Here is a 23,468-nt window from a genome sequence, read left to right on the forward strand (position 1 = left end):
ACGTCACATTTCCCAGACCCCGTTTGTGGTGGAAAAGAGGCCCCTCCGGCCACTACCTTCGCGGCTATGGCTGCGCAAGGAATTCTGGAAGGAGCGACCTCCCAACCACTGATCTCCCCGGACCCATCCGGTTACGCCGACTCCCGGCGAAACCCCCTGCGCCTGCCCGTCCTCACCGGCGCCATCAGCAAGCTGGTCGCCGATCGTCCCGCCACCGCCGACACGATCGTGTCCGCCCCCGCACCGCTGCAGCCCATCGATCTCTCCGATGACGCCGCGGTCGCCGAGGTACTCGATCTCGCGGTGCGCATGGGTGAGGTCGTGCTGGCTTCGGGTTCGGCCGTCACCGATACCGAAACCACGGTGCGGTTCATTGCCGCCACGTACGGGTTGTCGGCCTGCGATGTCGAGGTCACCTACAACGCCATCCGCATCTACGCGCACCGCGGCGCGCGGCTGCCGTCGGCGAGTTCGATGCGCGTCGTACAGTACCGCTCGCTGGACTTCACCCGGCTCGCCGCGGTGGACCGGCTCACCCGCCGCATCCGCCGCGATGTCGTGCCGCCCGACGAAGCGCGCCAGGCCCTGGATGCCATCACCTCCGCGCCCCATCCGTACAAGCGATGGACGGCCACCTTCGGCTGGTCGCTCATGGCGGCCGCGATTTCGCTGCTGCTCGGCGGCGGTTTCCTGGTGGCGGCGCTCAGCTTCGTCACCACGGCGTTGATCGACCGGACCAACCGGGCGCTCAACCGGCGCGGCCTGCCGTTCTTCTTCCAGCATCTGGTGGGCGGCGCGATCGCAGCCGTCCCCGCGGTCGTCCTGGCCGCCTTCGCCGGGCCATTGGGTATCTCGGTGAGTCCCACGCTGATCATCGCGGCCGGGATCACGGTATTGCTCAGTGGTTTGAGCCTGGTGGGTTCGGTGCAGGACGCGATCACCGGTGCGCCGATCACCGCGGCCGCGCGCATGCTCGAACTGCTGATGATGACCGGCGGCATCATCGCCGGTATCGCACTGACCCTGCGCATCGGCGAGATGTTCGACGCCACGGTCCCTTTGGATATGAGCCCCGGGCACGGGCTGTCGAACCTGCCGGTCCAAGTCGTGGCCGGTGCCGCCGCGGCGCTGGCGTTCGCGCTGGCCTGCTATGCGGAGCGACGGGCCCTGGCCGCGGCCGCGGGCAGCGGGGCCATGGGCACCATCTGCTACCTGATGGTGATCACCGCCGGATTCGGTCCGGTCGTCGCCGCGGGTGCGGCCGCCATCGTGATCGGCCTCGTCGGTGGTCTGTTCGCCCGGCGCGCGCTGACTCCGCCGCTGGTCGTGGCGCTCGCGGGGATCACCCCGCTGCTGCCCGGCCTGAGCATCTACCGGGGGCTGTACGGCCTGCTCAACGACGAACTGGCGCGCGGCGCGAACCAACTGCTGGCGGCCTTCGGTATCGGCTGCGCCCTGGCCGGCGGTGTGACGCTCGGTGAATGGTTCGACCGGACGGTGCGCCGACCGCCGATCCTGCGCAAGTTCGGCAACCTGCGCCGCCCGGTGGTCAAGCGCAGGAAGCGGCCCACGGTGAACCTGGGCAAACGGCGTCCGACCGTGAACCTGGGCAAGCGGCGGGCGACGCCGCCGGGACGCCACCCCCTCCGCGTTCCGGTGCAGCATTCGACCCACCCGGAAACCTCGGTGGCTCTGCCTCCCGGTTTCCCCGCGGCAGGGCAGCTGCCGCAGGTGCCGAAACTCGCGGCGCCGCAGCTGCCCACACCCGCCGCGGCGCCGGCGCCCCGGACCCCCGCTCCGCAGGTGCCCGAACCGACCGGGCGCGGGACGGCGCCGGTACCGGAGTTCGATCGTGGGGCATGGACGCACAACCTGGACCCGGCGCCGGTACGGACCGATGTGGCACCGTCGGCATCGCCCACCGAGATGCTGGAAATGCCGGCATTGCCGGCGGCTCTGGTGGGCCTGCCGGCCGGACCACTGGGTGCCACCGAGGACATCCTGCCTACCGAAGCGATGCCGATCCTCGTACCCGCCGAACCGGCCGGTCTCGCGGACCCGGTGGGAGTGTGCGTGGGCGAGCCGGTGGGTGTCGGCGCGCCGGACGCACGGCTCGCGCCGACCGAACCGCTCCCCGCCGCGCGGCGCCCCGACGGCCGCTGACGGAGTAACCCTGACCGGGCGCCGGAGCCGGTATCGTCGGGGTGTCGACCGCCCGGTCGCGCCGTGTGCCCGGCACACCGCGCGACCGGCGCAATCGGTGCGGGCGAGGTGCCCGCACCGCATCGCAGGAAGGTTCACTCGATGCCGGACGCCCCCGAAACCGCCGAACCGGCCGTGTCCTCGTTCTCCACCCGGATCCGGGAGGCCACCGCCCGCGAACACGAGGAGGCGGAGAACTCGACCTTCATCACCGAGATGCTGGACGGGTCACTGGGGATCGAGTCGTATCGCCGCTACACCGGTCAGCTCTGGTTCATCTACCACGCTCTGGAGGCGCATGCCGACGCGCTCGCCACCGACCCGGTGGCCGGCCCGTTCATCAAACCGGAACTGGCCCGCATCGCCGAGCTGGAACGGGACCTGGCCCATCTCGCCGGCCCGGGCTGGCGGGCAGAGCTCACGCCGCTGCCCGCCACGGCCGCCTACGCCGCGCGGATCGAGGAATGCGCCCGGACGTGGCCGGGCGGCTATATCGCCCACCATTACACCCGCTACCTCGGTGATCTCTCCGGTGGTCAGGTGATCCGCGGCAATGCGGAGAAACTCTGGGACCTACCCCACCGGGGCGATGGGGTGCGGTTCTACGTCTTCGAGCAGATCGGTAATCCCGCGGCGTTCAAACGCGAGTACCGGGCGCTGCTCGACCGGATCGGCGTGGACGAGCTCGAGCAGCGCCGCATCCTCGACGAGGGCAAACGCGCCTTCGTACTCAACCGCGCGGTCTTCACCGAACTGGCCGATGAATTCCCGGCCCGGCGCCCTTCCTGATCGCCGACCGGCCGACCTGGTCGTCTGATACATTCCGGCCCATAGCCACCGTGAGCGAAGGGTGAACCGTGTCCGAAACCTCTGCCGCCGAACCGGTACCGGCCGACGAGTACCCCGTGATCGTCGTCGGGGCCGGGCTGGCCGGTCTCGTCGCCACCTATGAGCTGACCAAGGCCGGACACCGGGTGCTCGTACTCGATCAGGAGAACCGCAACAACCTGGGCGGCCAGGCGTTCTGGTCGCTGGGCGGCCTGTTCTTCGTGGACAGCCCGGAGCAGCGGCGCCTCGGTATCAAAGACTCCTACGAGCTGGCGCTACAGGACTGGCTGGGTTCGGCCGGGTTCGACCGCGACGACGAGGACCATTGGGCCCGGCAGTGGGCCGAGGCCTACGTCCGGTTCGCCGCCACCGAGAAGCGCGACTATCTCTACGACCTCGGCCTGCGGGTCACCCCGCTGGTCGGCTGGGCCGAACGCGGCGGCGCCCTCGCCGACGGGCACGGGAACTCGGTACCGCGGTTCCATATCTCCTGGGGCACCGGGCCGGGCATCCTCGATGTGTTCCTGAATCCCGTGCTGGAGGCCGAGCGCAAGGGCCTGGTGCGCTTCGCGTTCCGCCACCGGGTCGACGAACTACTCGTCCACGACGGCGCGGTCACCGGGGTACGCGGCAGTGTGCTCGAACCGACCGAACTCGCCCGCGGTGTCGCGTCCTCGCGCACGGTGGTGGGCGATTTCGAATTGCACGCCCGGGCCGTGCTGGTCACCTCCGGCGGTATCGGCCACAATCACGACCTCATCCGGCAGAACTGGCCGGCGGACCGGCTGGGCCCCGCACCGCGCACCATGATCTCGGGGGTGCCCGCCCATGTGGACGGGCGGATGCTCGGTATCTCCGAATCGGCCGGCGCCGCCCTGGTGAACCGGGACCGGATGTGGCACTACACCGAGGGCATCAACAACTGGGACCCGATCTGGCCCGATCACGCCATCCGGATCATTCCCGGCCCGTCGTCGCTGTGGTTCGACGCGAACGGTAAACGGCTGCCGGCGCCGTGCTTCCCCGGTTTCGATACCAATTCGACCATGAAGGCGATCCTGGCGACCGGCTACGACTATTCGTGGTTCGTGCTGACCCAGTCGATCATCGAAAAAGAGTTCGCGCTCTCCGGGTCCGAACAGAACCCGGATATCACCAGCAAGGACCGGCTCACCACAGTCCGCAGCCGTTTCACCAAGGGTGCCCCGCAACCGGTGGAGGCGTTCAAGGAACACGGGGTCGATTTCGTGGTGGCCGATACGCTGCGCGAACTCGTCGACGGGATGAACGGCCTCGCCCGCGGCCCGCAATTGGACTACGCCGCGATGGAACGGCAGATCGTGGCCCGCGATCGTGAGATCACCAACAAGTTCAGCAAGGACGCCCAGGTGACGGCGATCCACAATGCGCGCACCTTCTTCGGGGACCGCACCGCCCGGGTCGCCAAACCGCATCGGATACTCGATCCGGCCGCCGGCCCACTCATCGCGGTCCGGCTCAATATCCTGACCCGAAAAACCCTCGGTGGACTGCAGACCGATCTCCATTCGCGGGTGATGCGACCCGACGGCACCCCGCTGCCCGGCCTCTACGCCGCCGGTGAGGTCGCCGGCTTCGGCGGCGGCGGCGTGCACGGATACAACGCCCTGGAAGGTACGTTCCTGGGTGGCTGCATCTTCTCCGGCCGGACCGCGGGCCGTGCACTCGCCACCGCGCTGAACCGCGCCTGAACGAGCCGGCCTCCCACGGCCGGGCCGGCTCAGTCCTGCGAGAGCAGCCGTCCCGCCTCGGCGGCCAGCGCCGACAGCTGCCGGGCCTGCCGTCCGGTATCGATCGCCGGGCGACCGGAACCGATCCGGGTGGCCAGCGACAACGCCGCCACCGTGATCCCGCGGCGGCGGACCGGTACCGCCACACAGCCGATTCCGGTGACCGCTTCCTCGTTGTCGACGGCGATACCCTGCCTGCCGCGGATACGCACCAGCTCCCGGTGCAGTTCCAGCCGGTCGCCGATGGTGCGCGGGGTCAGCCGGGGAAGCTGTTCGCGCAGTGAGGTTTCGACCACACCGGGGTCCAGGCTCGCCAGCAGCGCCTTGCCCAGCGCGGTGCTGTGCGCCGGCAATCTACCGCCGACCCGGGTCGGGACGGCCGCGCTCTGCCGGCCGCCGGTCTTGTCCAGATAGACGACATCACGGCCGTCGAGCACCCCCAGATGCCCGACCGACAGGGTGCGCTGGCACAGCTCGTGCAGTAGGGGGCCGATCACGGCCCGTAATTCATTGTGACCCGCGGCCAGCCCACCCAGTTCCAGGGTGCGCAAGCCCAGCCGGTAACCGCCCGGATAGTGCGCCAGCCAGCGCAATCGGATCATCTGGTCCAGGATGCGATGGACCGTGGAACGCGGCAACCCGGTGCGTTCCACCAGATCCTGCAGCGTGAGCACGGGCGTCGCCGGCTCGAAAGCGTCCAGGATCGATGTCATCCGCTCGATCATCGACACGGGGGGCGCGGGCCGGGCCGGGGATTGCGCACCCCGCCACGACCCGCCCGGCTCCGGGTCGGCCAGCACCTCGACCGTCATGACTTACCTCCATCGTGCAGCCCGGCCAGCATATGCCCAGCGAACCGCTCGGTACCCACGATGCCCATTTCGGTACCTGTGCAAACCATCACAGGTCACTCAGCTCGGCAGGAAGGGCGCGTTGAAAACACTGCACAGCCACCGTCCGTCCACCAGCTCCATCACCGTGGACACCGCCAGCTCCCGCGTCGTCTCCGCCTCGCCGGCAACCTGGTTGAGAGTGGTGACCTGCACCTGGACGTCGGCACGGGTGTCGCCGGTCATGGTCGCCGTACAGCTGGTGTCCCCCGCCCGGGAACGTTCCGGGTCCGCGGAGATCAATACCCGGGCCATCGGCAGTACGGTCGCGGCCTGACTCTTCCACTGGCCGGTGGCACCGGCCTGTACCTGCTGCTCCCAGCCCGCCGGGTCGTCGTAGTCGTAGCTCGCGACGAGCGCGGTGTACGCGCAGGCCGCCTGCTCGGCCGCGGTTTTCGCATCGGCGGGAGGTGGCGCGGCCGCATGATCCCCACCGCGCAGGAGGCCGGTGAACCAGGCCGTCGCAGCGACCACCGCGACCACGACGACAGCCGCGAGCACCGCGAGCAGGCGGCGCCGTGGACGCCGGGGCCCGACCTGCACACCCGCGGCGGGCGGCGGCGGAACCGGCGCGGTCCGTACGGCCGGCACGGTCACCGCCGGTTCGGTGAGTGCGCGACGCGCGGCCAAGGCCAATTCACCGCAGCCGGAGAACCGTTCGTCCCGGTTCTTGGCCATGGCGCGGGCGATGACACCGTCGAATCCGGACGGCAGCCGCGGATCCACCGCGCAGGGCCGCGGCACCGGAGCATTGAGATGAGCGTTGACCAGTGCCCCGGTGGTCGCGGCCGGATACGGTAGGCGCCCGGTCAGCAGGTAGTAGAGGGTGCAGCCGAGCGAGTACACATCGGCGCGGCGGTCGATATCGGGGCGCATCTCGAACTGTTCGGGCGCCGCGTAATGGAAACTCGCGTACAACTCTCCGGTGCGCGTGAGTCCGTCGGTACGGTCCAGCGCTTTGGCGATGCCGAAATCGGAAAGGTACACCTGCTGCTGATCGCCCCAGGCCAGCAGGATGTTCGCGGGTTTCACATCCCGGTGCAGTACGCCCGCCGCATGGGCGTGATCGAGGGCGCGCGCGGTCTCCTCGGTGATCCGCACCGCGTGATCGGGCCGCACCGGCCCGCGCCGCAGTACCGCCGCCACATCGGTGCCCTCGATGTACTGGATCGCCATCCACAGCCGGCCCTGTTCCTCGCCGCGGGCGTACACGGCGACGATATTGGGATGGGACAGCCGCGCCGCGGTGTCGGCCTCGCGCAGGAAGCGGGCCCGGACGTCACGATCGTCGCCGGCGATGGGGGTCAGCAACTTCAGCGCCACGGGCCGCGGCAAGTCACGATCGCGGGCGAGATAGACCTCGCCCATTCCTCCGGCGCCCAGCAGGCGGTCGATGCGGTAACCGGCGAAGATCTGGCCCGGTTCGAGGCCGCTCTTCACGCGGTGCGCAGACCGGGCCAGCCGTAGGCCTGCGGTCCGGGCGCGGGACCCGCCCGGACGGCCGTGGCCGGCGGCGCCGCGGGCGCGGCGGCCGTGGGCTGTGGGATGTCGTTCTCGCGCCGGAACTCGTCGATATCCATCCAACGCACCTGCTGGACGAGTTCCTCGAGCTGGTCACCGGGCAGGAATCCGGCCTTCGAGTACACCAGCGTGCCCTCACGGAAGGCCATGAGCCACGGGTACCGGTCCACCTGCCCGGCGGCCGCGAGCGCCGGTTCGGCCTCGGCTTCCACGGTGGCGTGCACGATATCGCGATGTAACTCCGAGGACTCCTCGAAAACCGGCGCGAACCGGGTGCACCAACCACACCAGGTCGCCCAGAAGTCCACCAGCACTATGTGATTGGTGGACACCACCGGCTGGAAACTCTGCTGCGTCAGTGGCCTCGTCGGCATGGTCGTCCTCCCGCGGCCCGACCCCGGACCGCCCCGCGTGCGTACTGGCCCCGTCCGGTATCCGCATACGAACGGGCTCCGGCGGCCGGGAGGAATGGCGCACTCCCCGACCGCCGATATCCGGCAGCCTACGCGGCCGGGGCGGTATCGCGCGGCCCGGTCGCGCACCTCGTGCGGCGGCCCCGGCCGCCACCCGCCCGTACCTGTAACGATAACGTGTTCTCATGAGCGAAAACGAGGCCGGGAACGTCCTGCCCGATGCCGAGCATCACGAGGGCGGATTCCGGCCGATGTCGGAGTTGATGGAGGCGGTTCGCACTGTCGACACCAGCCGCGGCGGCCCGCACTACGGCGACTTCGTGGAACAGGTGCGCACGCTCATGGACCGTGCCCGGCTGGCCGTGCCGCCGGACGATCTGGTGCAGGAAGCGGCCGGCATCCTGGAGAAGCTGAACGACCGGTTGGGCGCCTATGTCGGTGCGGAATGGGACGCACCGGGCTGGACCCGGTTCGATCTGCCCTCCCGCGGAAACGTGACCCTGCCGCCGTACCAGGTGGATCGGGTGAACCGCGACGGTGTCCAGGCCCGGATCACCTATCGAACCTTCCACCTCGGCGGTAACGCCGCCGCCCACGGCGGGTACATCTCGCTGGGCTTCGACGATCTGATGGGACTGGCCGGATCCGCGCACTCCGGGTCGGTGACCCGGACGGCATCGCTCACGGTGGACTATCGGTCGATCACGCCGTTGAACAAGGAACTGGCGCTGCATGCCTGGGCCGAACGCCAAGAGGGCCGCAAGGTCTGGATCAAGGCCACCCTGCACGACGGCGACCGGCTCTGCGCCGAGGCCCACGGCCTGTTCATCGTATTGAAGCCCGGCCAGCCCTGAATCCGGCCACCACCGCAGAAAGCCGGTAACGGCCGGCCGGATGCCGCGCCGAGCGCGGTGCACCGGGCGGGCGGCGCCTGCGGTTCCCCGTTCCACCGCCCGCCGGGTACCGCTCAGACCCGATTGCCACCCGGATAGTGCACGTCGAGGTAGGGCGCGAATGCGGTGTCCACTTCCTCCGGCGTCAGCCCGAAATCGTCCAGCGAATACTTGTGGACGGGCCGCGCCGCCCCCGAGGTGGATTCACCGTGCAGAGCGGTCATCTGCTCCCGGCCCGCATCGGTGAACTCGATCCCGAACCGCGTGTAGATCTTCTCGACGGTGCCGATCGGGTCGGTCACGAAATCTTCGTAGTACACATCGCAGAACTGCGCCGCCGGATGCTTCGTCCGGTCTTCGAGGAAGGTATTCGCACCCCGCGACCACAGTTCCAGCTGCGCGGCGCCCACCACGGGTCCGCGGAACTTCTCCGACCAGCCCGCCGTCGCCTGTTCGTTCAGGCTGCACACCGAGGCGACGATGGTGCGCGGCACCCGGTGCATCTGGATCACCAGCGCGTCCGGATAGACGGCGAGCAGCGCGTCGAGGGCGAACAGATGGCTCGGATTCTTCAGCACCCATCGCCGGCCGGGGTCGTTGAGGCCGATCAGTTGCAGATTCCGGCGATGCCGGGCGTAGGCCGGTGTCCAGTCCTGCTCGCACAGCCATTCCGAGTAGCGGGGCAGATAGCCCAGACATTCGTAGGAGACCGACATCGCCGACTGCCGCAGCAACTGCCAGCACTCCTCCACCTGGTCGGCGGAGATATGGTGCACACCCATGAATTCGGGATGCTCCACATGATGTTTCTCGTAACCGGCCTGCAGCCGCGCGAACACCGGGTTCTGTTCCCACGTCTCCCGCGGCGGGCGGGGCTGCGGCATCTCGGTCAGCCACATCTCCAGGCCCTGGTGGCCGGGGTCCGCGGTGAGCAGGCGGTGCACCGCCGTGGTACCCGAGCGCGGTAGCCCCGTCACGAAGATCGGTCGTTCGATCGCGATCTCGGCGTGCTGCGGGTACTGCTTCCAACCGGCCTCGCTCAGGGCCCGGGCGATCAGGGCACCGCGCAGCAGCGCGCGATTGACCTTGTTGCCGAACGGGGTGAGTTCGGCGTCGTGCTCATAGGACTCCAACAGCACCGACAGGCCGGTGCGGTAGTCGTCGTCGCCGAAATCGTCGAGTCCGACCACCTTGGTGGCGGAGGCGTGCAGATCGTCGATGGTCCCGACATCTTCTCTGCCGACACTGTCCCTGCTCACTATCTTTTCTCCTCAGTGGTGGAATTCGCCGCAGTTCACGTCGAGACAGGTTCCGGTGATCGCCCGCGACATCGCGGAGGCGAAGAAGACGACCGCGTCGGCGATCTCGTCGGGTTCGGGCAGCCGGCGCAGGTCGATATCGGCGGCGGTCTCGGTGTAGATGTCATCCGCGCTCACGCCGCGTTCCTGGGCCAGGTAGTCGAAATACCATTTCAGCGTGTCGGCCCAGATCCAGCCCGGCGCCACGGAATTGACCCGGATACCGCGCGGTCCCAGTTCGGTGGCCAGGCTCTGCGCGAGCGCCAGCAGCGTGGTCTTGGCCATCTTGTAGGGGCCGTAGGGCTGCCGGGAGTGCCGCAGGACCGCCGAATTGATCATCACCACTGATCCCTGGCTCTCGGCGAGGGCGGGGGCGAACAGGCGGGTCAGCCGTAGCGCGGCGAAGACATTGGTCTCCAGGTTGATCCGCAGATCGTCGAAGGCCACCTCGGCGAGGTCGACCATCGGCGGCATGGCGAAGGCATTGTTCACCAGCGCGTCGACCCGGCCGAACTCCGTGTGGACAGTGCTGACCAGCTTCTGCGCGGCGGCGTCGTCGGTGATATCGGTGGGCACCACCAGCGCGCGCCGGCCGAGTTCCTCAACCTGGGCCGCGACCTTGCGCAGCCGCTTCTCGGTGCGCGATACCAGCACCACATCGGCACCGGCCTTCGCGCTCTGCAGCGCGATCGCCTGCCCCAGCCCCGGGCCGATCCCGGAGACGACGACGACCTTGTCCTGCAACAGCATCAGCCGAGCATCCTCTCCGCCACCGCGGCCTGCCGACCGGCGATCCGGGACTTCCAGTCCTGCGGGGTGATGCGCGATTCCTTGTAATAGGGCAGCCGGTCGGGCAGTTCGTCGAAGGACACCAGTTCCACGGCCGGCCCGTCCTCGGGTGTCATGTCCCGGGACAGCCGCTGCCAGCGGAACTGCAGATAGGCGCGATCGTGGCCGGTGCGTTCGATCCAGTTGATCAGGCCCGGATCGCGTTCACTGATCACCAGCCGGATCATCCCATCGGGATCGACATTGGCCTGGTCGGCATTGAGGCTGGTCTGGTGGTTGATGTAGTCCAGAGACAGATACCACATGCTGCCGAGCTGGAAGCCCTGGTAGGGGGCGTCGGACTTCGGCACGGTCAGGATCATGACCTGGTCGTCGGTGAGGTCGTAGTGGCCGACCGAGGAGAACTGGGTGGACAACCCGCCCGGGGTGGGCCGCGGTTCGGTCATCGTGTTGACCGGCAGGTTCAGATAGAACCATTCGGGGAAGGCCAGGAAGGTCTTCAGCCGTGAGACCAGCATCTTGCCCGCGACCTCGTAGCGTTTGGCCATGAGGTCGGAGGTGATGGCCGGCGGGGCGGAGCCCACGGTGTCGACCCGGCCGATCCGGACGGTACCGGCCTTCTCGTTCGCCCAGTCGCCGTAGACCTCCCGCACCGCGAGCATGGTGGAATCCGCGGCGAGCTGGATATGGTTGCGGCCGCCCGGGCCGGGGCCCAAGGTCAGTTCGTAGCTGCCGTCGGCGGCGATATCGATGGAGCGGTCGTCGAAGGCGGTCTCCCCACCGGGGACCTCGGTCGGTGAGTAGTTGCCGTTGAGTACCTGGAAGCTCAGGTCGCGGGTGGTACCGCGGGTGCCGGTGACCACGTACTCGGCGTCGGGCCGCAGGTTGGCGTGCCAGTAGAGGGTGTCGGGGTTGTCCAGGGCCATCTTGGTGTAGGGCCCGGTGGACTGGACGAAGAAGGGGAAGTCCCGTTCGAAGGCCCACGACATCTGGATGGCGGCGCGGATACTGCCCGCGAGGTAGTCGTAGCCCTCGGCGAGGTCCTGTGCGGTGCGGATATGTGGAGCGTTCTTGATGATTTCCTCGGCGGCGGCGATCGATTCCGCGAACGGCTGGGTCAGCACGATACTCCCGGTGTTCCATATATGTACCGCCCTGGTACATTGTGATATCGAGAAGATTAGAACCTGTTCTAGGAGCGGTCAATGTCAGCAGGAATATCGGAGGTTCGCGAAGTCGGCAGACGCTCCGCTCCCACCCAGCGCGTGGTCCAGGTGATCGACTATGTCGTCGCGCGGCGCGGCCACCGGGCCGGACTCTCCGAAATGGCCCGCGACCTGGGCCTGGCCAAACCCACCTGCCTGGGCATCCTCACCGAGCTCACCGCAGCCGGCTACCTGACCCGCGATCCGCGCACCCGCGAATACGGCCCGGGCCCGGCTCTGATCGCCGCGGGCCGGGTGGCCCAGCAGAGTTTCTCCATCGCCGCGCTCGCCCACCCCGAACTGGAACGACTGAGCGCGACCTACGGCACCACCTGCACCGCCTCCGCGGTCGTGGGCGAACGAATCAGCGTCCTGGACAGCGCCGGGCCGGCAATGGTGCAGGTCGGGGCCACCTACCGGTTCGCCCCGCCGGTCGGGCTCATGTATGTGCTCTGGGACACCGAGCCCGCCTTCGACGCCTGGCGCGCCACCGCGCCGACCGTCCCGCTACACCAGGACGAGGCCCTGCTGCGCCATATCGTGGCCGAATGCCGCGAGCGCGGCTACCTGGTGGAGAGCATGACCGGCGCGGGCCGCCGGTTGTACTCGCTGCTCGCCGGGGTCGCCGGCCACGATCTGCCCGAGGGACTGCGCACCGCGGTCGCCGAGCTGGTCACCACCCTCGGCGAACGGGTCTATCTGGGCTCCGACCTGCGGCCGCGCAAAGAACATCCGGTGAGCCTGCTCGCCGCGCCGACCTACGACGCGGACGGCCGCCAGCAACTGGTGCTCACCATGTACGTCGGAAAACCCATCACCGGCGCCGAAATCGCCCGCCGGGGCGCCGCTCTGGTGGCCGCCGCCGACGCGGTCACCGCCGCGGCGGGTGGGCGACATCCAGCAAACCGTTGACCGCGCATAGAAACGTGTTCTAGTTTTTAAGCGTGAGCCAGCACACGAAGTCGGCGGCGAGTACGTACGAACTCTCGCATCAGGCCGCACTCGAGGCCGAATCGGTCCATATCCTCCGAGAGGTGGGCGCCACCTTCGAACGTCCCGTCCTGCTGTTCTCCGGCGGCAAGGATTCGGTGGTGATGCTGCATCTGGCCACCAAGGCGTTCTGGCCGGCCCCGGTCCCGTTCCCGATCCTGCACATCGACACCGGGCACAATTTCGACGAGGTGATCGCCTACCGCGACGCGGCCGTCGCGAAATACGGGTTACGCCTGCTCGTCGGCCGGGTGCAGGACGATATCGACGCCGGACGCGTCACCGAGGACACCGGGCCCCGGTCCAGTCGCAACCGGTTGCAGACCGCCACTCTGCTGCGCACCCTGCGCGAGGGCAGGTTCGACGCGGTCTTCGGCGGCGCCCGGCGCGACGAGGAGAAGGCGCGCGCCAAGGAACGGGTCTTCAGTTTCCGCGACGAGTACGGCCAGTGGGACCCGCGCCGGCAGCGCCCCGAACTGTGGAACCTCTACAACGGCAAACACCGCCCCGGCGAGCATATCCGGGTATTCCCGCTGTCCAACTGGACCGAACTCGATATCTGGACCTATATCGCGAGCGAAGGTATCGAACTGCCGTCGCTGTACTACGCGCACCGGCGCCCGGTGGTGCAGCGCGACGGCATGCTGCTGGCGCACACCAGGTTCCTGGCCCTGCTCGACGGCGAGGAACCCCAGGAGGCGCTGGTGCGCTTCCGCACCGTGGGTGATGCCACCTGCACCGGCTGTGTGGAATCGACCGCCGCCACCCCCGCCGAGGTCGTCGAGGAAGTGGCGACCGCGCGGGTCACCGAACGCGGCGCGACCCGTGCCGACGACCGGATCTCCGAGGCCGGGATGGAAGACCGTAAACGAGAGGGCTACTTCTGATGAGCACCCTGCTGCGCCTGGCCACCGCGGGCAGCGTCGACGACGGTAAGTCCACGCTGATCGGACGGCTCCTCTTCGATTCCAAGACCCTGTTCACCGACCAGCTCGACGCGGTGGAACGCACCAGCCGTGAACGCGGCCAGGACTACCCCGATCTCGCACTGCTCACCGACGGACTGCGCGCCGAACGCGAACAGGGCATCACCATCGATGTCGCGCACCGTTATTTCGCGACACCACGGCGCAAATTCATCATCGCCGACACCCCGGGGCATGTGCAGTACACCCGCAATATGGTCACCGGCGCCTCCACCGCCGACCTCGCGCTCATCCTGGTCGACGCCCGGCACGGGGTGGTCGAACAGACCCGGCGGCACGCGTTCCTGGCCGCACTGCTGGGCGTCCCGCACCTGGTGCTGTGTGTGAACAAGATGGACCTGGTGGACTACTCGGCGCAGCGGTTCGCCGAGATCCGGGAGGAATTCGCCGGTTTCGCCTCCCGGCTGCAGATCGCGGACCTGACCTTCATCCCGATGTCGGCGCTGCACGGCGACAATATCGTGCACCGCAGCGCCACCATGGACTGGTATGAGGGCACTCCGCTGCTGCACCACCTCGAAGAGGTGCATATCGCCTCGGACCGTAATCTCATCGACGCGCGACTGCCGGTGCAGTATGTGATCCGCAGCCACACACCGGATTTCCGCGGGTACGCGGGCACCGTCGCCAGCGGCGTCTGGTCGGCCGGCGACGAGATCACCGTGCTGCCCTCGGGTCTCACGACCACGGTCACCGGGATCTGGGGTCCGGGCGGCGTACCGCTCGAGCAGGCGTTCCCCCCGCAGGCGGTCACGGTCGCCCTCGCCGACCAGCTCGATATCGGCCGCGGCGATATGCTCTGCCGTCCTGCCAACCGCCCGCAGGTCGGCCGTGATCTGGACACCATGGTGTGCTGGTTCAGCGATGAGGCCCAGCTGCGCCCCGGCGCGTCCTATACCGTTCGCCACACCACCCGCAGTATGCCCGCGCAGATCCGCTCGCTGGACTACCGCCTCGATGTGAACACGCTGCACCGGGACGAGGACGCGACCGCACTGTCGCTCAACGAGATCGGCCGAGTGCAGTTGCGCACCCGGCAGCCGCTGCAGTTCGACCCGTATCGCCGCAATCGCACCACGGGCAGTTTCCTGCTGGTCGACGACACCACCGGCGATACCGTGGGCGCCGGGATGATCACCGGGCCGAGCCTGCCCTCGTCCCGGGTGGTGTGGCATGCGAGCGCGGTCGAGCGGTCCGAGCGCGCCACCCGGGGACTGACCGTCTGGCTCACCGGACTGTCGGGGTCCGGGAAATCCTCGGTGGCGGTGGAGCTCGAGCGCCGCCTGGTGGCCGCGGGGCGTCCGGCGTTCCTGCTCGACGGCGACAATCTGCGCCACGGCCTGAACTCGGATCTGGGCTTCGGCGCGGCCGATCGCACCGAGAACATCCGCCGGGTGGGCGAGGTCGCCCGCCTGTTCGCCGAATCCGGGACCATTGCCATCGTCTCGCTCATCAGCCCCTACCGGGCCGATCGCGACCGCGCCCACGCGACCCACGACACGGCCGGCATCCCCTTCGTCGAGGTCTTCGTGGACACCCCGTTGGAGGTGTGCGAGGCCCGCGACCCCAAGGGCCTCTACGCGAAGGCCCGGGCCGGGGAGGTTCGTGGTTTCACCGGTATCGACGACCCCTACGAGGCGCCCACAGCACCGGCGCTGGTGCTGCGCCCGGCGGACGGCGATCCGGCCGCGATGGCCGCCGCGATCCTGGCGCTGCTCGCCCGGGCGGACAGCGCCTGACGCATACCGACGGCGGACGCAGCCGGATCAGCGTCCGCCGGCCGACGACACCCTCGGCCGTCAGGTGGCGACCGATAGCATGCCCGATGTCGGCGTCGAGAAGCTGCACAGCATCATTTCCACTCGAATCGTTGCTGGTAGTCGGCGATGAACCGGCACTCCGACGCGTGAGAATCAGTTCGAGAGATTGATGGTTTCGGCCGATTTCTCCAGCGATATGGGGCACGACGGTCCCGAAGCCGGATCATTCGACCGGCACGGCCACCAGCAGCGCCGGACCCGCGGTATCGGCGATCTCCCGGAGTCGCTCCGCGGGGGTACCCAATCGGCTGAGCTGGATGAGCCCCTGGGCCATCACCACCACACCGGCGCAGTGTGCGGAGAGGGTCGCCGCGTCGATATCGATCCCCGGACGCGCCGCGAGCCCTTCGGCGACGCCGGCCTCCATGGCCGCGGTCGTGCGACTGCCGATGGCGACGACCTCCGGCATCCGCCGGCCCAATTGCGCGATGCTGTTGAGCATCAGGCAACCGCGCCGGTCCGGCTGCCCGGCGCAGTCGTCGATCACCGCGTGCAGCAGCGCGCGGACCGCGTCGCGGGCGGAACCGGGGGCGGCGACGATCGCGTCGCGGACGAACCGGGCCCGCCGGTCGCAGTACTGCTCGAACGCCGCGAGGAATAGCCCGCGTTTGCTGCCGTAGGCCGCGTAGATGCTCCCGTTGCCGACGCCGGTCGCCCCCGAGACGTCGCCCACCGAGGTGTCGTCGAACCCCCGCGACCAGAACAGTTCCGTGGCCGCTTCCAGGAGGCGCGGCTCGTCGAACTGTCGCGGCCGTCCCATGCGCTCACCGTACCAATCGTGCTGCGAGATCGCCCACATCCCTTGTTCTGGAGTCGTGGCTCCATAATACTCACGCCCATGGTTCCTGACGCGGCGGACTCCCCTCGGAGGCGTATATGCATGCTGGTCTTCGACGGGGTGAAAGCCCTCGACTTCGTGGGTCCGGCGGAGGTGTTCATCGAAGCCGACCAGGCCGTGCCCGGGTACGAGGTGGTACTGGTCTCCCCGGACGGCGAGAGCGTGCAGACCTCGCTGGGCGCGCGGATCGAGGTGAGCGCCGCGGCCGCCGACGCCGGCCGCTTCGACACCGTGGTCATCCCCGGTAGCGAACTTCCGCCGTCGAGGTTCGTGACGCCCGAGGTGCTCACGGCGGCCCGCCGACTGTCCTGGCACACCCGGCGCCTCGCCTCCATCTGCAGCGGCGCCTTCGTGCTGGCCGAACTCGGGGTTCTCGATGGCCGCCGGGCCACCACCCACTGGAAGTACACGGCCGATCTGGCCCGGCGATATCCCGCGGCCACGGTGGAACCGGACGCGATCTTCGTCCGCGACGGGAATATGTACAGCTCGGCCGGCGTCGCGGCGGGTATCGATCTGGCGCTGGCGCTCGTGGAGGAGGACCACGGCGCGGATATCGCCCGCCGGATCGCCCAGCTCATGGTGGTACCGATGCAGCGCGCGGGCGGCCAATCGCAGTTCTCGGCCTCACTCAGCGGGCCGCTGCCCCGAAGTCCACTGGTGCGCACCGTCGTCGACCTGATCTGCGCGGATCCTGCCTTCCCGCACACCGTCCGCACCCTGGCCGGCCACGCCCGGGTCAGCGTCCGCCACCTGACCCGGCTCTTCCGCGCCGAACTCGAGCACTCCCCCGCCGAATACGTGGCCTTCATCCGGTTCGGGATGGCGCGAGATATGTTGCACGCCGGCCATACGGTCACCGAGGCCGCCATGGCTGCGGGTTACGGCAGCAGCGAGGCCCTGCGGCGCGCGTTCATCGCCCGCCTCGGCATCTCGCCGCGCAAATACCAGCAGCAGTTCCGGTCCACGGGAGCGATCGCGCCCGCAGCGCCCGAGCTCGTCGCGGCCGCGTCCTGATCGGGGGGTTTCACGGCCGGTAGCGAGGGGCGCGAACCGGGTCCTCCGGACGAAGCTCGATACGGCGCACACGCTCGGCGCCCTCACCGCGACAGAGAGAACCCCCGATGTCCCTCGCACCGACCATCGTCCTCGTGCACGGCGCCTTCGCCGACGCGTCCAGCTGGCATCCGGTCATCGAGCGATTGCTCACCGACGGCCACCGGGTCTGCGCCCCGCCGGTGGCCGGACGCAGCCTGGCCGCCGACGCGGACGCGGTCCGCGGTTTCGTCGAACGGATCGACGGGCCGGTCCTGCTGGCGGGGCACTCCTACGGCGGCGCCGTCATCACGGTCGCGGGGACGGCCGACAACGTCATCGGCCTGGTCTATGTCTCCGGGTACGCCCTCGAAGAAGGGGAGAGCCTCGGGCAGTTGCAGGGCGGTTTCCCCGATTCCGCGCTGGCCGCCCATCTCGTCTACACCCCCGCACCGGCCGAACCCGGCACGGAACCGGGTACCGATGTGTGGGTCGATCCCGCTGCCTTCCCGGAGATCTTCGCGGCGGGCGTGGACTTCCGCACCGCGCAGGCGCTGGCGGTTTCCCAGCGTCCGCTGTCGGCGGCCGCGTTCGGCGAGCCGGCCACCGTCGCCGCCTGGAAGACCACACCGGGCTGGGGCATCGTCTCCGCGGCCGACCACACCATCAATCCCGAGGTCGAACGATTCGGGTACCGCCGCGCCGCGCTGCGCTCGGTCGTGGAGATCGACGCACCGCATCTGGTCATGCACACCCATCCCGCCGAGGTGGCCGCCGTCCTCACCGGCGCGCTTGCCGAACTGTCCTGACTCCCGCACCGCTCCATCGATCGAAAGGTATGCCCACCATGGCCGGAAACCCGCTGAACATCTCCCTCGAGCAGGCCGCGCAGGAATTCGTCGACGCGACCTCGGAGCCGCCGTTCCTCTACCAGTTGCCGCCGGAGGAGGGACGTAAGGCCGTCGATTCGGTACAGGATTCACCGATCGACAAACCCGAGGTCGACGAGGAGTGGATCACCGTCGAGGGCGGGCCGACCGGTTCGGTGCGCGCCCGGATCGTCACCCCGCCCGGTACGACCGGCCCCCTGCCCGTGATCGTCTACACGCACGGCGCCGGGTGGGTCTTCGGGGACGCCCACACCCACGACCGCCTCGTCCGCGATCTCGCCGTCGGGGTGGGCGCGGCCGTCGTCTTCCCCGAATACGACCGTTCCCCCGATGTGCGCTATCCGGTCGCCAACGAGCAGTCCTACCGGGTCGCCCAGTGGGTGAGCACACACGGCGCGGAGAAGGGCCTCGACCCCGCACGGATCGCGATCGCCGGCGATTCGGTCGGCGGGAACATGGCCATCGCACTGACCCTGATGGCCAAGGAACGCGGGGATATCTCCTTCGTCCAGCAGGTGCTGTTCTATCCCGTCACCGATGCCGCGTTCGATACCGGTTCCTACCGGCAGTTCGCCGAGGGCTACTTCCTCACCCGCGAGGGTATGAAGTGGTTCTGGGACCAGTACACCACCAGCGAGGCCGACCGGGCGCAGGTCACCGCCTCACCGTTGCGCGCCACCCGCGAGCAGCTCACCGGATTGCCGCCCGCCCTGGTGATCACCGCCGAGGCCGATGTCCTGCGCGACGAGGGCGAGGCCTTCGCGGGCAAGCTCCGGGACGCGGGGGTTCCGGTGACCCAGACCCGCTACGGCGGCATCGTGCACGACTTCGTCATGGTCAACTCGATGCACGGGACCCAGGCCGCCCGGGCCGCGGTCGCCCAGGCCGTCTCGGTCCTGCGCGACGCGCTGGGCACCGCCTGAGCGCACCGCGGCGTAGGAAGAACCCGGCCGTCGGGCCGCTGGATCCGTCACCGGAGCCGGAGCGCCCGGCTCCCGAGTCCCGTCGAGACGACTCAAAAGTCCGGGGCGGGGTGACCTCGACACCCCGCACCGGCCGGGCAGGCGGCTCGCCGGTCGTCTCCCGACCGTGCCGCCCTGCTCCCGGACGGCCCGGGGCGGAGACCGGCGTCCGGGCAGGCCCACGGTTTCGAGCTCACACCCGGCCGGGGTCACTACCCTCGACCCCATCCGGCGGCACTGCCGAGGCGCAGATCCGCCGACGGTGACTTCTGCCGGTATTTGATACTCTGACGAGAATCTGTACCGAAAGGGTGGTTATGCGGTCTACTCTGCTGTCCCGGCGCGACCTCGAGTTCCTGCTCTACGAATGGCTCGCAGTCGAGGATCTGACCCGGCGGCCGCGCTTCTCCGACCATTCGCGCCAGACCTTCGACGCCGTCCTCGAGCTGAGCGAGCAACTGGCCACCAGATACTTCGCCACCCACAACAAGCTCAACGACGCCCACGAACCCACCTTCGACGGCGAGACGGTCACCATCATCCCGGAGGTGCGCACCGCGCTCACCGCGTTCGCCGACGCGGGGATGGTCGGAGCCACCATGGACGCCGAGCTGGGCGGCGCGCAACTGCCGGCCGCGGTGGCCCAGGCGGCCTTCGCGTGGTTCCACGCCGCCAACCCCGGTACCAGCGCCTACCCGCTGCTCACCATCGGTAACGCCAATCTGCTCATCGCGCACGCCGACGAAGAACTGGTCCGGCGGTTCGTCCAGCCGATGCTGGAAGGCCGCTACTTCGGCACCATGTGCCTGTCCGAACCCCAGGCCGGGTCCTCGCTCGCCGATATCGTGACCCGGGCCGAACCACGCGACGACGGCACCTACCGGGTGTTCGGCACCAAGATGTGGATTTCCGGTGGTGATCACGAACTCGGGGACAACATCGTGCACCTGGTGCTGGCCAAGATCCCCGGCGGGCCGGCGGGCACGAAGGGCATCTCGCTGTTCGTGGTGCCCCGCTACCTCGTGGACGAGGACGGTTCCCGCGGCGAACGCAACGATGTGGCGCTGGCCGGGCTCAACCACAAGATGGGTTTCCGCGGCACCGTCAACACGGTGCTCAACTTCGGCGAGGGCCGCTGGACGCCCGCCGGCTCCCCCGGCGCGATCGGCTATCTGGTCGGCGCGCCACACCAGGGGCTGAAGTACATGTTCCACATGATGAACGAGGCCCGCAGCGGAGTCGGGCTGGTCGCCGCGGCGCTCGGCTACACCGGCTACCTCGAATCGCTCGAGTACGCCCGCGACCGCCCTCAGGGCCGCACCAAGGGCGCGGCCGACCCGGCCGCCCCACAGCGCCCGATCATCGAACACGCCGATGTGAAACGGATGCTGCTGGCGCAGAAGAGTTACGCCGAGGGGGGTCTGGCGCTGGTGCTGTACTGCGCCCGGCTCATCGACGAACAGCGGACCGCCGAGTCCGACGACGAACGCCGCGCGCTCACCCTGCTGCTGGACATCCTCACCCCCATCGCCAAGAGCTGGCCCTCCCAGTGGTGCCTGACCGCCAACGATCTCGCCATCCAGGTCCTCGGCGGTTACGGCTACACCCGCGAGTACAACGTCGAACAGCACTACCGCGACAACCGGCTCAACCCGATCCACGAGGGTACCCACGGCATCCAGGGCCTGGACCTGCTGGGCCGCAAGGTGACCCAGCAGTCGGGCGCGAGCCTGCGCGAACTCGACACCAGGATCCGGGAAACCCTCGCGGCCGCCCGGAAACTCGGCGGCGAGACCGCCGCCCTCGCCGACCGGCTCGACAAATCCTGGAGCCGGCTGGTCACGGTCACCGGCGGTCTGTTCGCGGCCGGCGATATCGAGGTCGCGCTGGCCAACAGCTCGGTCTATCTGGAGGCGTTCGGCCATCACGTGGTGGCCTGGATCTGGCTGGCGCAGACGGTCGCCGCGCACGGCCGCGACGGCGACTTCTACGACGGTAAACGGCATGCCGCCCGCTACTTCTTCCGCCACGAACTGCCCCGGACCGGACCGCAGCTGGACCTGCTCTCCGACCTCGACACCACCACCCTCGATATGCGCGAGAACTGGTTCTGAGGCCGGGCGGGCCGTCCCGCGGATCCGGCCACCGATTTCGCCGTGTACCGGCGCGGGATACGGCCGGTGGACGCGGCGGTGGCCAAGTTCGCACTCGACCACCGCTGTCGTCATCCCAACGGGACCGAGTACAGCCTGCGCTGGGTGTATCTGCATCTCATCGAGGAATACGCCCGCCACAACGGGCACGCGGACCTGCTCCGCGAGCGGATCGACGGGCGCACCGGGGACTGAGCCCCGCCGGTGTCAGGCGGGGCTTCCGGCCGCGCGCAGCACCGCCGCCACCCCGGCCGATTCCACCGAATCGCCGTGCGCACAGGACCATCCGGTCCGCCCGCCGCGCCGGTACTCGAGGTAGGCGATCGCCTGACCGGCGACGGGGTGCCCGGTCAGGCTCAGCACCTCGATCTCCCGCCCGGCCGCCGCAAGGGCCGCGACCACGGCGGCCAACCGGTCGGCACCCGCGTGCTCGCTGTCGTGGGCCCGCCCGCCGACCACCAGACCGACCGCGACGGCCTGCCCACCGTCCGCACCCGCCACGCGCAGATCCTTCAGTTGCACATCCGGCGGCTCGACGGCGTCGATGTAGGCCTCGTCGAACAGGGTGCGCAGCTCGGTGGCCGTGACCTCACCCCCGGTGCCGTCGGCATGGCCCTGTACCCGGCCGGCGAAATCGATCTGCAGCCGGCGCGGCAGGTTCAGCCCGTGTTCGGTGGCGAGCAGATAGGCGATACCGCCTTTACCGGACTGCGAGTTGACCCGGACCACGGCGTCGTAGCTGCGGCCGATATCGGCCGGATCGATGGGCAGATACGGCACCCGCCATTCGATCTCGTGTTCGGAGCGCCCGGTGGCGGCCGCCCGGGCCCGGTGCTCGGCGAAGCCCTTCTTGATCGCGTCCTGGTGAGTACCGGAGAACGCGGTGTGCACCAGATCGCCCACATAGGGGTGGCGCGGATGGACCGGCAGCCGGGTGCAGTACTCGACCGTGCGGCGGATCTCGTCGATATCGGAGAAATCGATCATGGGGTCCACGCCCTGGGCGTGCAGATTCAACGCGAGCGTAGCGATATCGACATTCCCGGTGCGCTCACCGTTGCCGAACACGCAGCCCTCCACCCGCTGTGCGCCGGCCAGCACCGCCAGTTCGGCACACGCGACACCGGTACCGCGATCGTTGTGCGGGTGCACCGACAGAATCACGCTGTCGCGGCGGGCGAGAGAGCGGTGCATGTACTCGATCTGGTCGGCGTACACATTGGGTGTCGCGATCTCCACGGTGGCCGGCAGGTTCAGGGTCACCGGCCGCCGCGGGGTGGCCTCCCACAGTTCGGTGACACTGTCGCAGATCTCGAGCACGTATCCGGGTTCGGTCTGGTTGAACACCTCCGGGGAGAACTGGAATCGCACGCGGGGCAGGTCGGCGGCGAATTCGAGCACATCCCGCGCCCCGGCCAGGATCAGCTGGCGGACGGCGCGAGCGTCCTTGCCGAGCACGGTGTCGCGCCACATCGGCGCGGTGGCGGTGTAGAGGTGGATCACCACCTCGTTGTCCATCCCGCGTACCGAGTCGACGGTGCGCGCGATGAGATCGCGCCGGGCGGGGGTGAACACCACCGGGGTCACGTCCGGCGGCACCGCGCCGGTATCGGCGAGCATCCGGACGAAATCGAAATCGGCCTTGGAGGCCGAGGGATAGCCGACCTCGATCTCCTTGTAGCCCATGGCGACGAGCATGGTGAAGAACCGCATCTTGCGTTCCGGGTCCATCGGCTCGGCCAGGGCCTGATTACCGTCGCGCAGGTCCACCGGGACCCACAGCGGCGCGCACTCGATCCGGGCCTGCGGCCAACGGCGTTCGGTGGCGGGTACGTCCACCCGGTCGTAGATATCGCGGTACCGGTACGAGGGCAGCCGGGAGTGCCGCTGCCGGTACCACTCCGGCGCGTCGCCGGGAACCGCTCCGGCGGGGGTGTCGATGAAGGAATGGGTCTGCGTGGTCATGGGGTGTTCCCCGGTCTTCCT

At 69.1% G+C, this 23,468-nt stretch carries 19 protein-coding genes and 1 pseudogene; 12 read left to right on the forward strand and 8 right to left on the reverse strand.

Going from position 1 to position 23,468, the window contains the following annotated elements; genetic code table 11:
* Positions 1-66 precede the first annotated feature (66 nt).
* The 3 genes from AB0H42_RS11860 to AB0H42_RS11870 all read left to right on the forward strand — a co-directional run bounded on the left by AB0H42_RS11860 (position 67) and on the right by AB0H42_RS11870 (position 4,760).
* The gene (locus tag AB0H42_RS11860; RefSeq protein WP_357053630.1) at positions 67-2,163 is read left to right on the forward strand and encodes a threonine/serine exporter family protein; all 2,097 of its coding nucleotides are present in this window, start codon (positions 67-69) and stop codon (positions 2,161-2,163) included.
* A gap of 141 nt (positions 2,164-2,304) precedes the next feature.
* Entirely contained in the window at positions 2,305-2,991 is a 687-nt protein-coding gene (locus tag AB0H42_RS11865; RefSeq protein WP_357053633.1) for a biliverdin-producing heme oxygenase, read from the forward strand.
* A 68-nt stretch (positions 2,992-3,059) separates the two neighbouring features.
* Complete coding sequence (locus tag AB0H42_RS11870) at positions 3,060-4,760, forward strand: FAD-binding dehydrogenase (RefSeq protein WP_357053636.1); 1,701 nt, start codon at positions 3,060-3,062, stop codon at positions 4,758-4,760.
* A gap of 29 nt (positions 4,761-4,789) precedes the next feature.
* Here the strand turns inward: AB0H42_RS11870 and AB0H42_RS11875 are convergent, their stop codons facing one another.
* The 3 genes from AB0H42_RS11875 to AB0H42_RS11885 form a co-directional block, all read right to left on the reverse strand.
* Entirely contained in the window at positions 4,790-5,611 is an 822-nt protein-coding gene (locus AB0H42_RS11875; protein ID WP_357053639.1) for an IclR family transcriptional regulator, read from the reverse strand.
* 99 nt (positions 5,612-5,710) lie between these two features.
* Positions 5,711-7,129: a serine/threonine-protein kinase gene (locus tag AB0H42_RS11880; RefSeq protein WP_357053642.1), complete on the reverse strand. Its 1,419-nt coding sequence runs from the start codon at positions 7,127-7,129 to the stop codon at positions 5,711-5,713.
* Positions 7,126-7,584: a thioredoxin domain-containing protein gene (locus AB0H42_RS11885; protein WP_357053645.1), complete on the reverse strand. Its 459-nt coding sequence runs from the start codon at positions 7,582-7,584 to the stop codon at positions 7,126-7,128. The genes AB0H42_RS11880 and AB0H42_RS11885 overlap by 4 nt, the downstream gene beginning before the upstream one ends.
* A gap of 224 nt (positions 7,585-7,808) precedes the next feature.
* Between AB0H42_RS11885 and AB0H42_RS11890 the strand changes: the two genes are divergently transcribed.
* Complete coding sequence (locus tag AB0H42_RS11890) at positions 7,809-8,477, forward strand: PaaI family thioesterase (RefSeq protein WP_357053648.1); 669 nt, start codon at positions 7,809-7,811, stop codon at positions 8,475-8,477.
* Between the two features lie 113 nt (positions 8,478-8,590).
* Here the strand turns inward: AB0H42_RS11890 and AB0H42_RS11895 are convergent, their stop codons facing one another.
* The 3 genes from AB0H42_RS11895 to AB0H42_RS11905 are packed head-to-tail and all read right to left on the reverse strand — an operon-like array spanning position 8,591 to position 11,727.
* Positions 8,591-9,775, reverse strand: coding sequence for a sulfotransferase (locus tag AB0H42_RS11895; RefSeq protein ID WP_357053651.1), 1,185 nt, complete (start codon positions 9,773-9,775; stop codon positions 8,591-8,593).
* 12 nt (positions 9,776-9,787) lie between these two features.
* Positions 9,788-10,564: an SDR family oxidoreductase gene (locus AB0H42_RS11900; protein WP_357053654.1), complete on the reverse strand. Its 777-nt coding sequence runs from the start codon at positions 10,562-10,564 to the stop codon at positions 9,788-9,790.
* Positions 10,564-11,727 (reverse strand): hypothetical protein, encoded by a 1,164-nt coding sequence (locus tag AB0H42_RS11905; protein ID WP_357053657.1) that lies wholly within the window; start codon positions 11,725-11,727, stop codon positions 10,564-10,566. The genes AB0H42_RS11900 and AB0H42_RS11905 overlap by 1 nt, the downstream gene beginning before the upstream one ends.
* Positions 11,728-11,808: 81 nt before the next feature.
* Between AB0H42_RS11905 and AB0H42_RS11910 the strand changes: the two genes are divergently transcribed.
* The 3 genes from AB0H42_RS11910 to cysC are packed head-to-tail and all read left to right on the forward strand — an operon-like array spanning position 11,809 to position 15,523.
* Positions 11,809-12,720: a helix-turn-helix domain-containing protein gene (locus AB0H42_RS11910; RefSeq protein WP_357053660.1), complete on the forward strand. Its 912-nt coding sequence runs from the start codon at positions 11,809-11,811 to the stop codon at positions 12,718-12,720.
* A 32-nt stretch (positions 12,721-12,752) separates the two neighbouring features.
* On the forward strand, positions 12,753-13,685 hold the full coding sequence (gene cysD, locus AB0H42_RS11915; RefSeq protein ID WP_357053663.1) for a sulfate adenylyltransferase subunit CysD: 933 nt from the start codon (positions 12,753-12,755) through the stop codon (positions 13,683-13,685).
* Positions 13,685-15,523: an adenylyl-sulfate kinase gene (cysC, locus tag AB0H42_RS11920; RefSeq protein ID WP_357053666.1), complete on the forward strand. Its 1,839-nt coding sequence runs from the start codon at positions 13,685-13,687 to the stop codon at positions 15,521-15,523. The genes cysD and cysC overlap by 1 nt, the downstream gene beginning before the upstream one ends.
* Before the next feature lie 244 nt (positions 15,524-15,767).
* Here the strand turns inward: cysC and AB0H42_RS11925 are convergent, their stop codons facing one another.
* Positions 15,768-16,364, reverse strand: a complete 597-nt coding sequence (locus AB0H42_RS11925; protein WP_357053669.1) for a TetR/AcrR family transcriptional regulator — start codon at positions 16,362-16,364, stop codon at positions 15,768-15,770.
* 120 nt (positions 16,365-16,484) lie between these two features.
* Between AB0H42_RS11925 and AB0H42_RS11930 the strand changes: the two genes are divergently transcribed.
* The 5 genes and pseudogenes from AB0H42_RS11930 to AB0H42_RS11950 all read left to right on the forward strand — a co-directional run.
* Positions 16,485-17,459, forward strand: coding sequence for a DJ-1/PfpI family protein (locus AB0H42_RS11930; protein ID WP_357053672.1), 975 nt, complete (start codon positions 16,485-16,487; stop codon positions 17,457-17,459).
* Positions 17,460-17,566: 107 nt separating this feature from the next.
* Entirely contained in the window at positions 17,567-18,286 is a 720-nt protein-coding gene (locus tag AB0H42_RS11935) for an alpha/beta hydrolase (RefSeq protein WP_357053675.1), read from the forward strand.
* 38 nt (positions 18,287-18,324) lie between these two features.
* Positions 18,325-19,290, forward strand: a complete 966-nt coding sequence (locus AB0H42_RS11940; RefSeq protein WP_357053678.1) for an alpha/beta hydrolase — start codon at positions 18,325-18,327, stop codon at positions 19,288-19,290.
* 356 nt (positions 19,291-19,646) lie between these two features.
* Positions 19,647-21,443 carry an acyl-CoA dehydrogenase gene (locus AB0H42_RS11945; protein WP_357053681.1) on the forward strand — a complete coding sequence of 599 codons (1,797 nt, stop codon included), beginning with the start codon at positions 19,647-19,649 and terminating at the stop codon, positions 21,441-21,443.
* 18 nt (positions 21,444-21,461) lie between these two features.
* Positions 21,462-21,677, forward strand: a pseudogene (locus AB0H42_RS11950) (DUF664 domain-containing protein); the annotation flags it as partial.
* A gap of 12 nt (positions 21,678-21,689) precedes the next feature.
* Here the strand turns inward: AB0H42_RS11950 and AB0H42_RS11955 are convergent.
* Positions 21,690-23,447: a 2-isopropylmalate synthase gene (locus tag AB0H42_RS11955; protein WP_357053684.1), complete on the reverse strand. Its 1,758-nt coding sequence runs from the start codon at positions 23,445-23,447 to the stop codon at positions 21,690-21,692.
* Positions 23,448-23,468 lie beyond the last annotated feature (21 nt).

This window comes from Nocardia sp. NPDC050799, assembly GCF_040654015.1.
Classification (GTDB): Bacteria; Actinomycetota; Actinomycetes; order Mycobacteriales; family Mycobacteriaceae; genus Nocardia.

What these genes read in the sequence shown, in the direction of transcription:
- cysC (WP_357053666.1), top strand. Translation starts at nt 13,685, where the DNA reads ATGAGCACCCTGCTGCGCCTGGCCACCGCGGGCAGCGTCGACGACGGT.
- AB0H42_RS11940 (WP_357053678.1), top strand. Translation starts at nt 18,325, where the DNA reads ATGGCCGGAAACCCGCTGAACATCTCCCTCGAGCAGGCCGCGCAGGAA.
- AB0H42_RS11860 (WP_357053630.1), top strand. Translation starts at nt 67, where the DNA reads ATGGCTGCGCAAGGAATTCTGGAAGGAGCGACCTCCCAACCACTGATC.
- AB0H42_RS11885 (WP_357053645.1), bottom strand. Translation starts at nt 7,584, where the DNA reads ATGCCGACGAGGCCACTGACGCAGCAGAGTTTCCAGCCGGTGGTGTCC.
- AB0H42_RS11925 (WP_357053669.1), bottom strand. Translation starts at nt 16,364, where the DNA reads ATGGGACGGCCGCGACAGTTCGACGAGCCGCGCCTCCTGGAAGCGGCC.
- AB0H42_RS11955 (WP_357053684.1), bottom strand. Translation starts at nt 23,447, where the DNA reads ATGACCACGCAGACCCATTCCTTCATCGACACCCCCGCCGGAGCGGTT.
- AB0H42_RS11910 (WP_357053660.1), top strand. Translation starts at nt 11,809, where the DNA reads ATGTCAGCAGGAATATCGGAGGTTCGCGAAGTCGGCAGACGCTCCGCT.
- AB0H42_RS11890 (WP_357053648.1), top strand. Translation starts at nt 7,809, where the DNA reads ATGAGCGAAAACGAGGCCGGGAACGTCCTGCCCGATGCCGAGCATCAC.
- AB0H42_RS11865 (WP_357053633.1), top strand. Translation starts at nt 2,305, where the DNA reads ATGCCGGACGCCCCCGAAACCGCCGAACCGGCCGTGTCCTCGTTCTCC.
- AB0H42_RS11935 (WP_357053675.1), top strand. Translation starts at nt 17,567, where the DNA reads ATGTCCCTCGCACCGACCATCGTCCTCGTGCACGGCGCCTTCGCCGAC.
- AB0H42_RS11900 (WP_357053654.1), bottom strand. Translation starts at nt 10,564, where the DNA reads ATGCTGTTGCAGGACAAGGTCGTCGTCGTCTCCGGGATCGGCCCGGGG.
- AB0H42_RS11945 (WP_357053681.1), top strand. Translation starts at nt 19,647, where the DNA reads ATGCGGTCTACTCTGCTGTCCCGGCGCGACCTCGAGTTCCTGCTCTAC.
- AB0H42_RS11930 (WP_357053672.1), top strand. Translation starts at nt 16,485, where the DNA reads ATGCTGGTCTTCGACGGGGTGAAAGCCCTCGACTTCGTGGGTCCGGCG.
- AB0H42_RS11875 (WP_357053639.1), bottom strand. Translation starts at nt 5,611, where the DNA reads ATGACGGTCGAGGTGCTGGCCGACCCGGAGCCGGGCGGGTCGTGGCGG.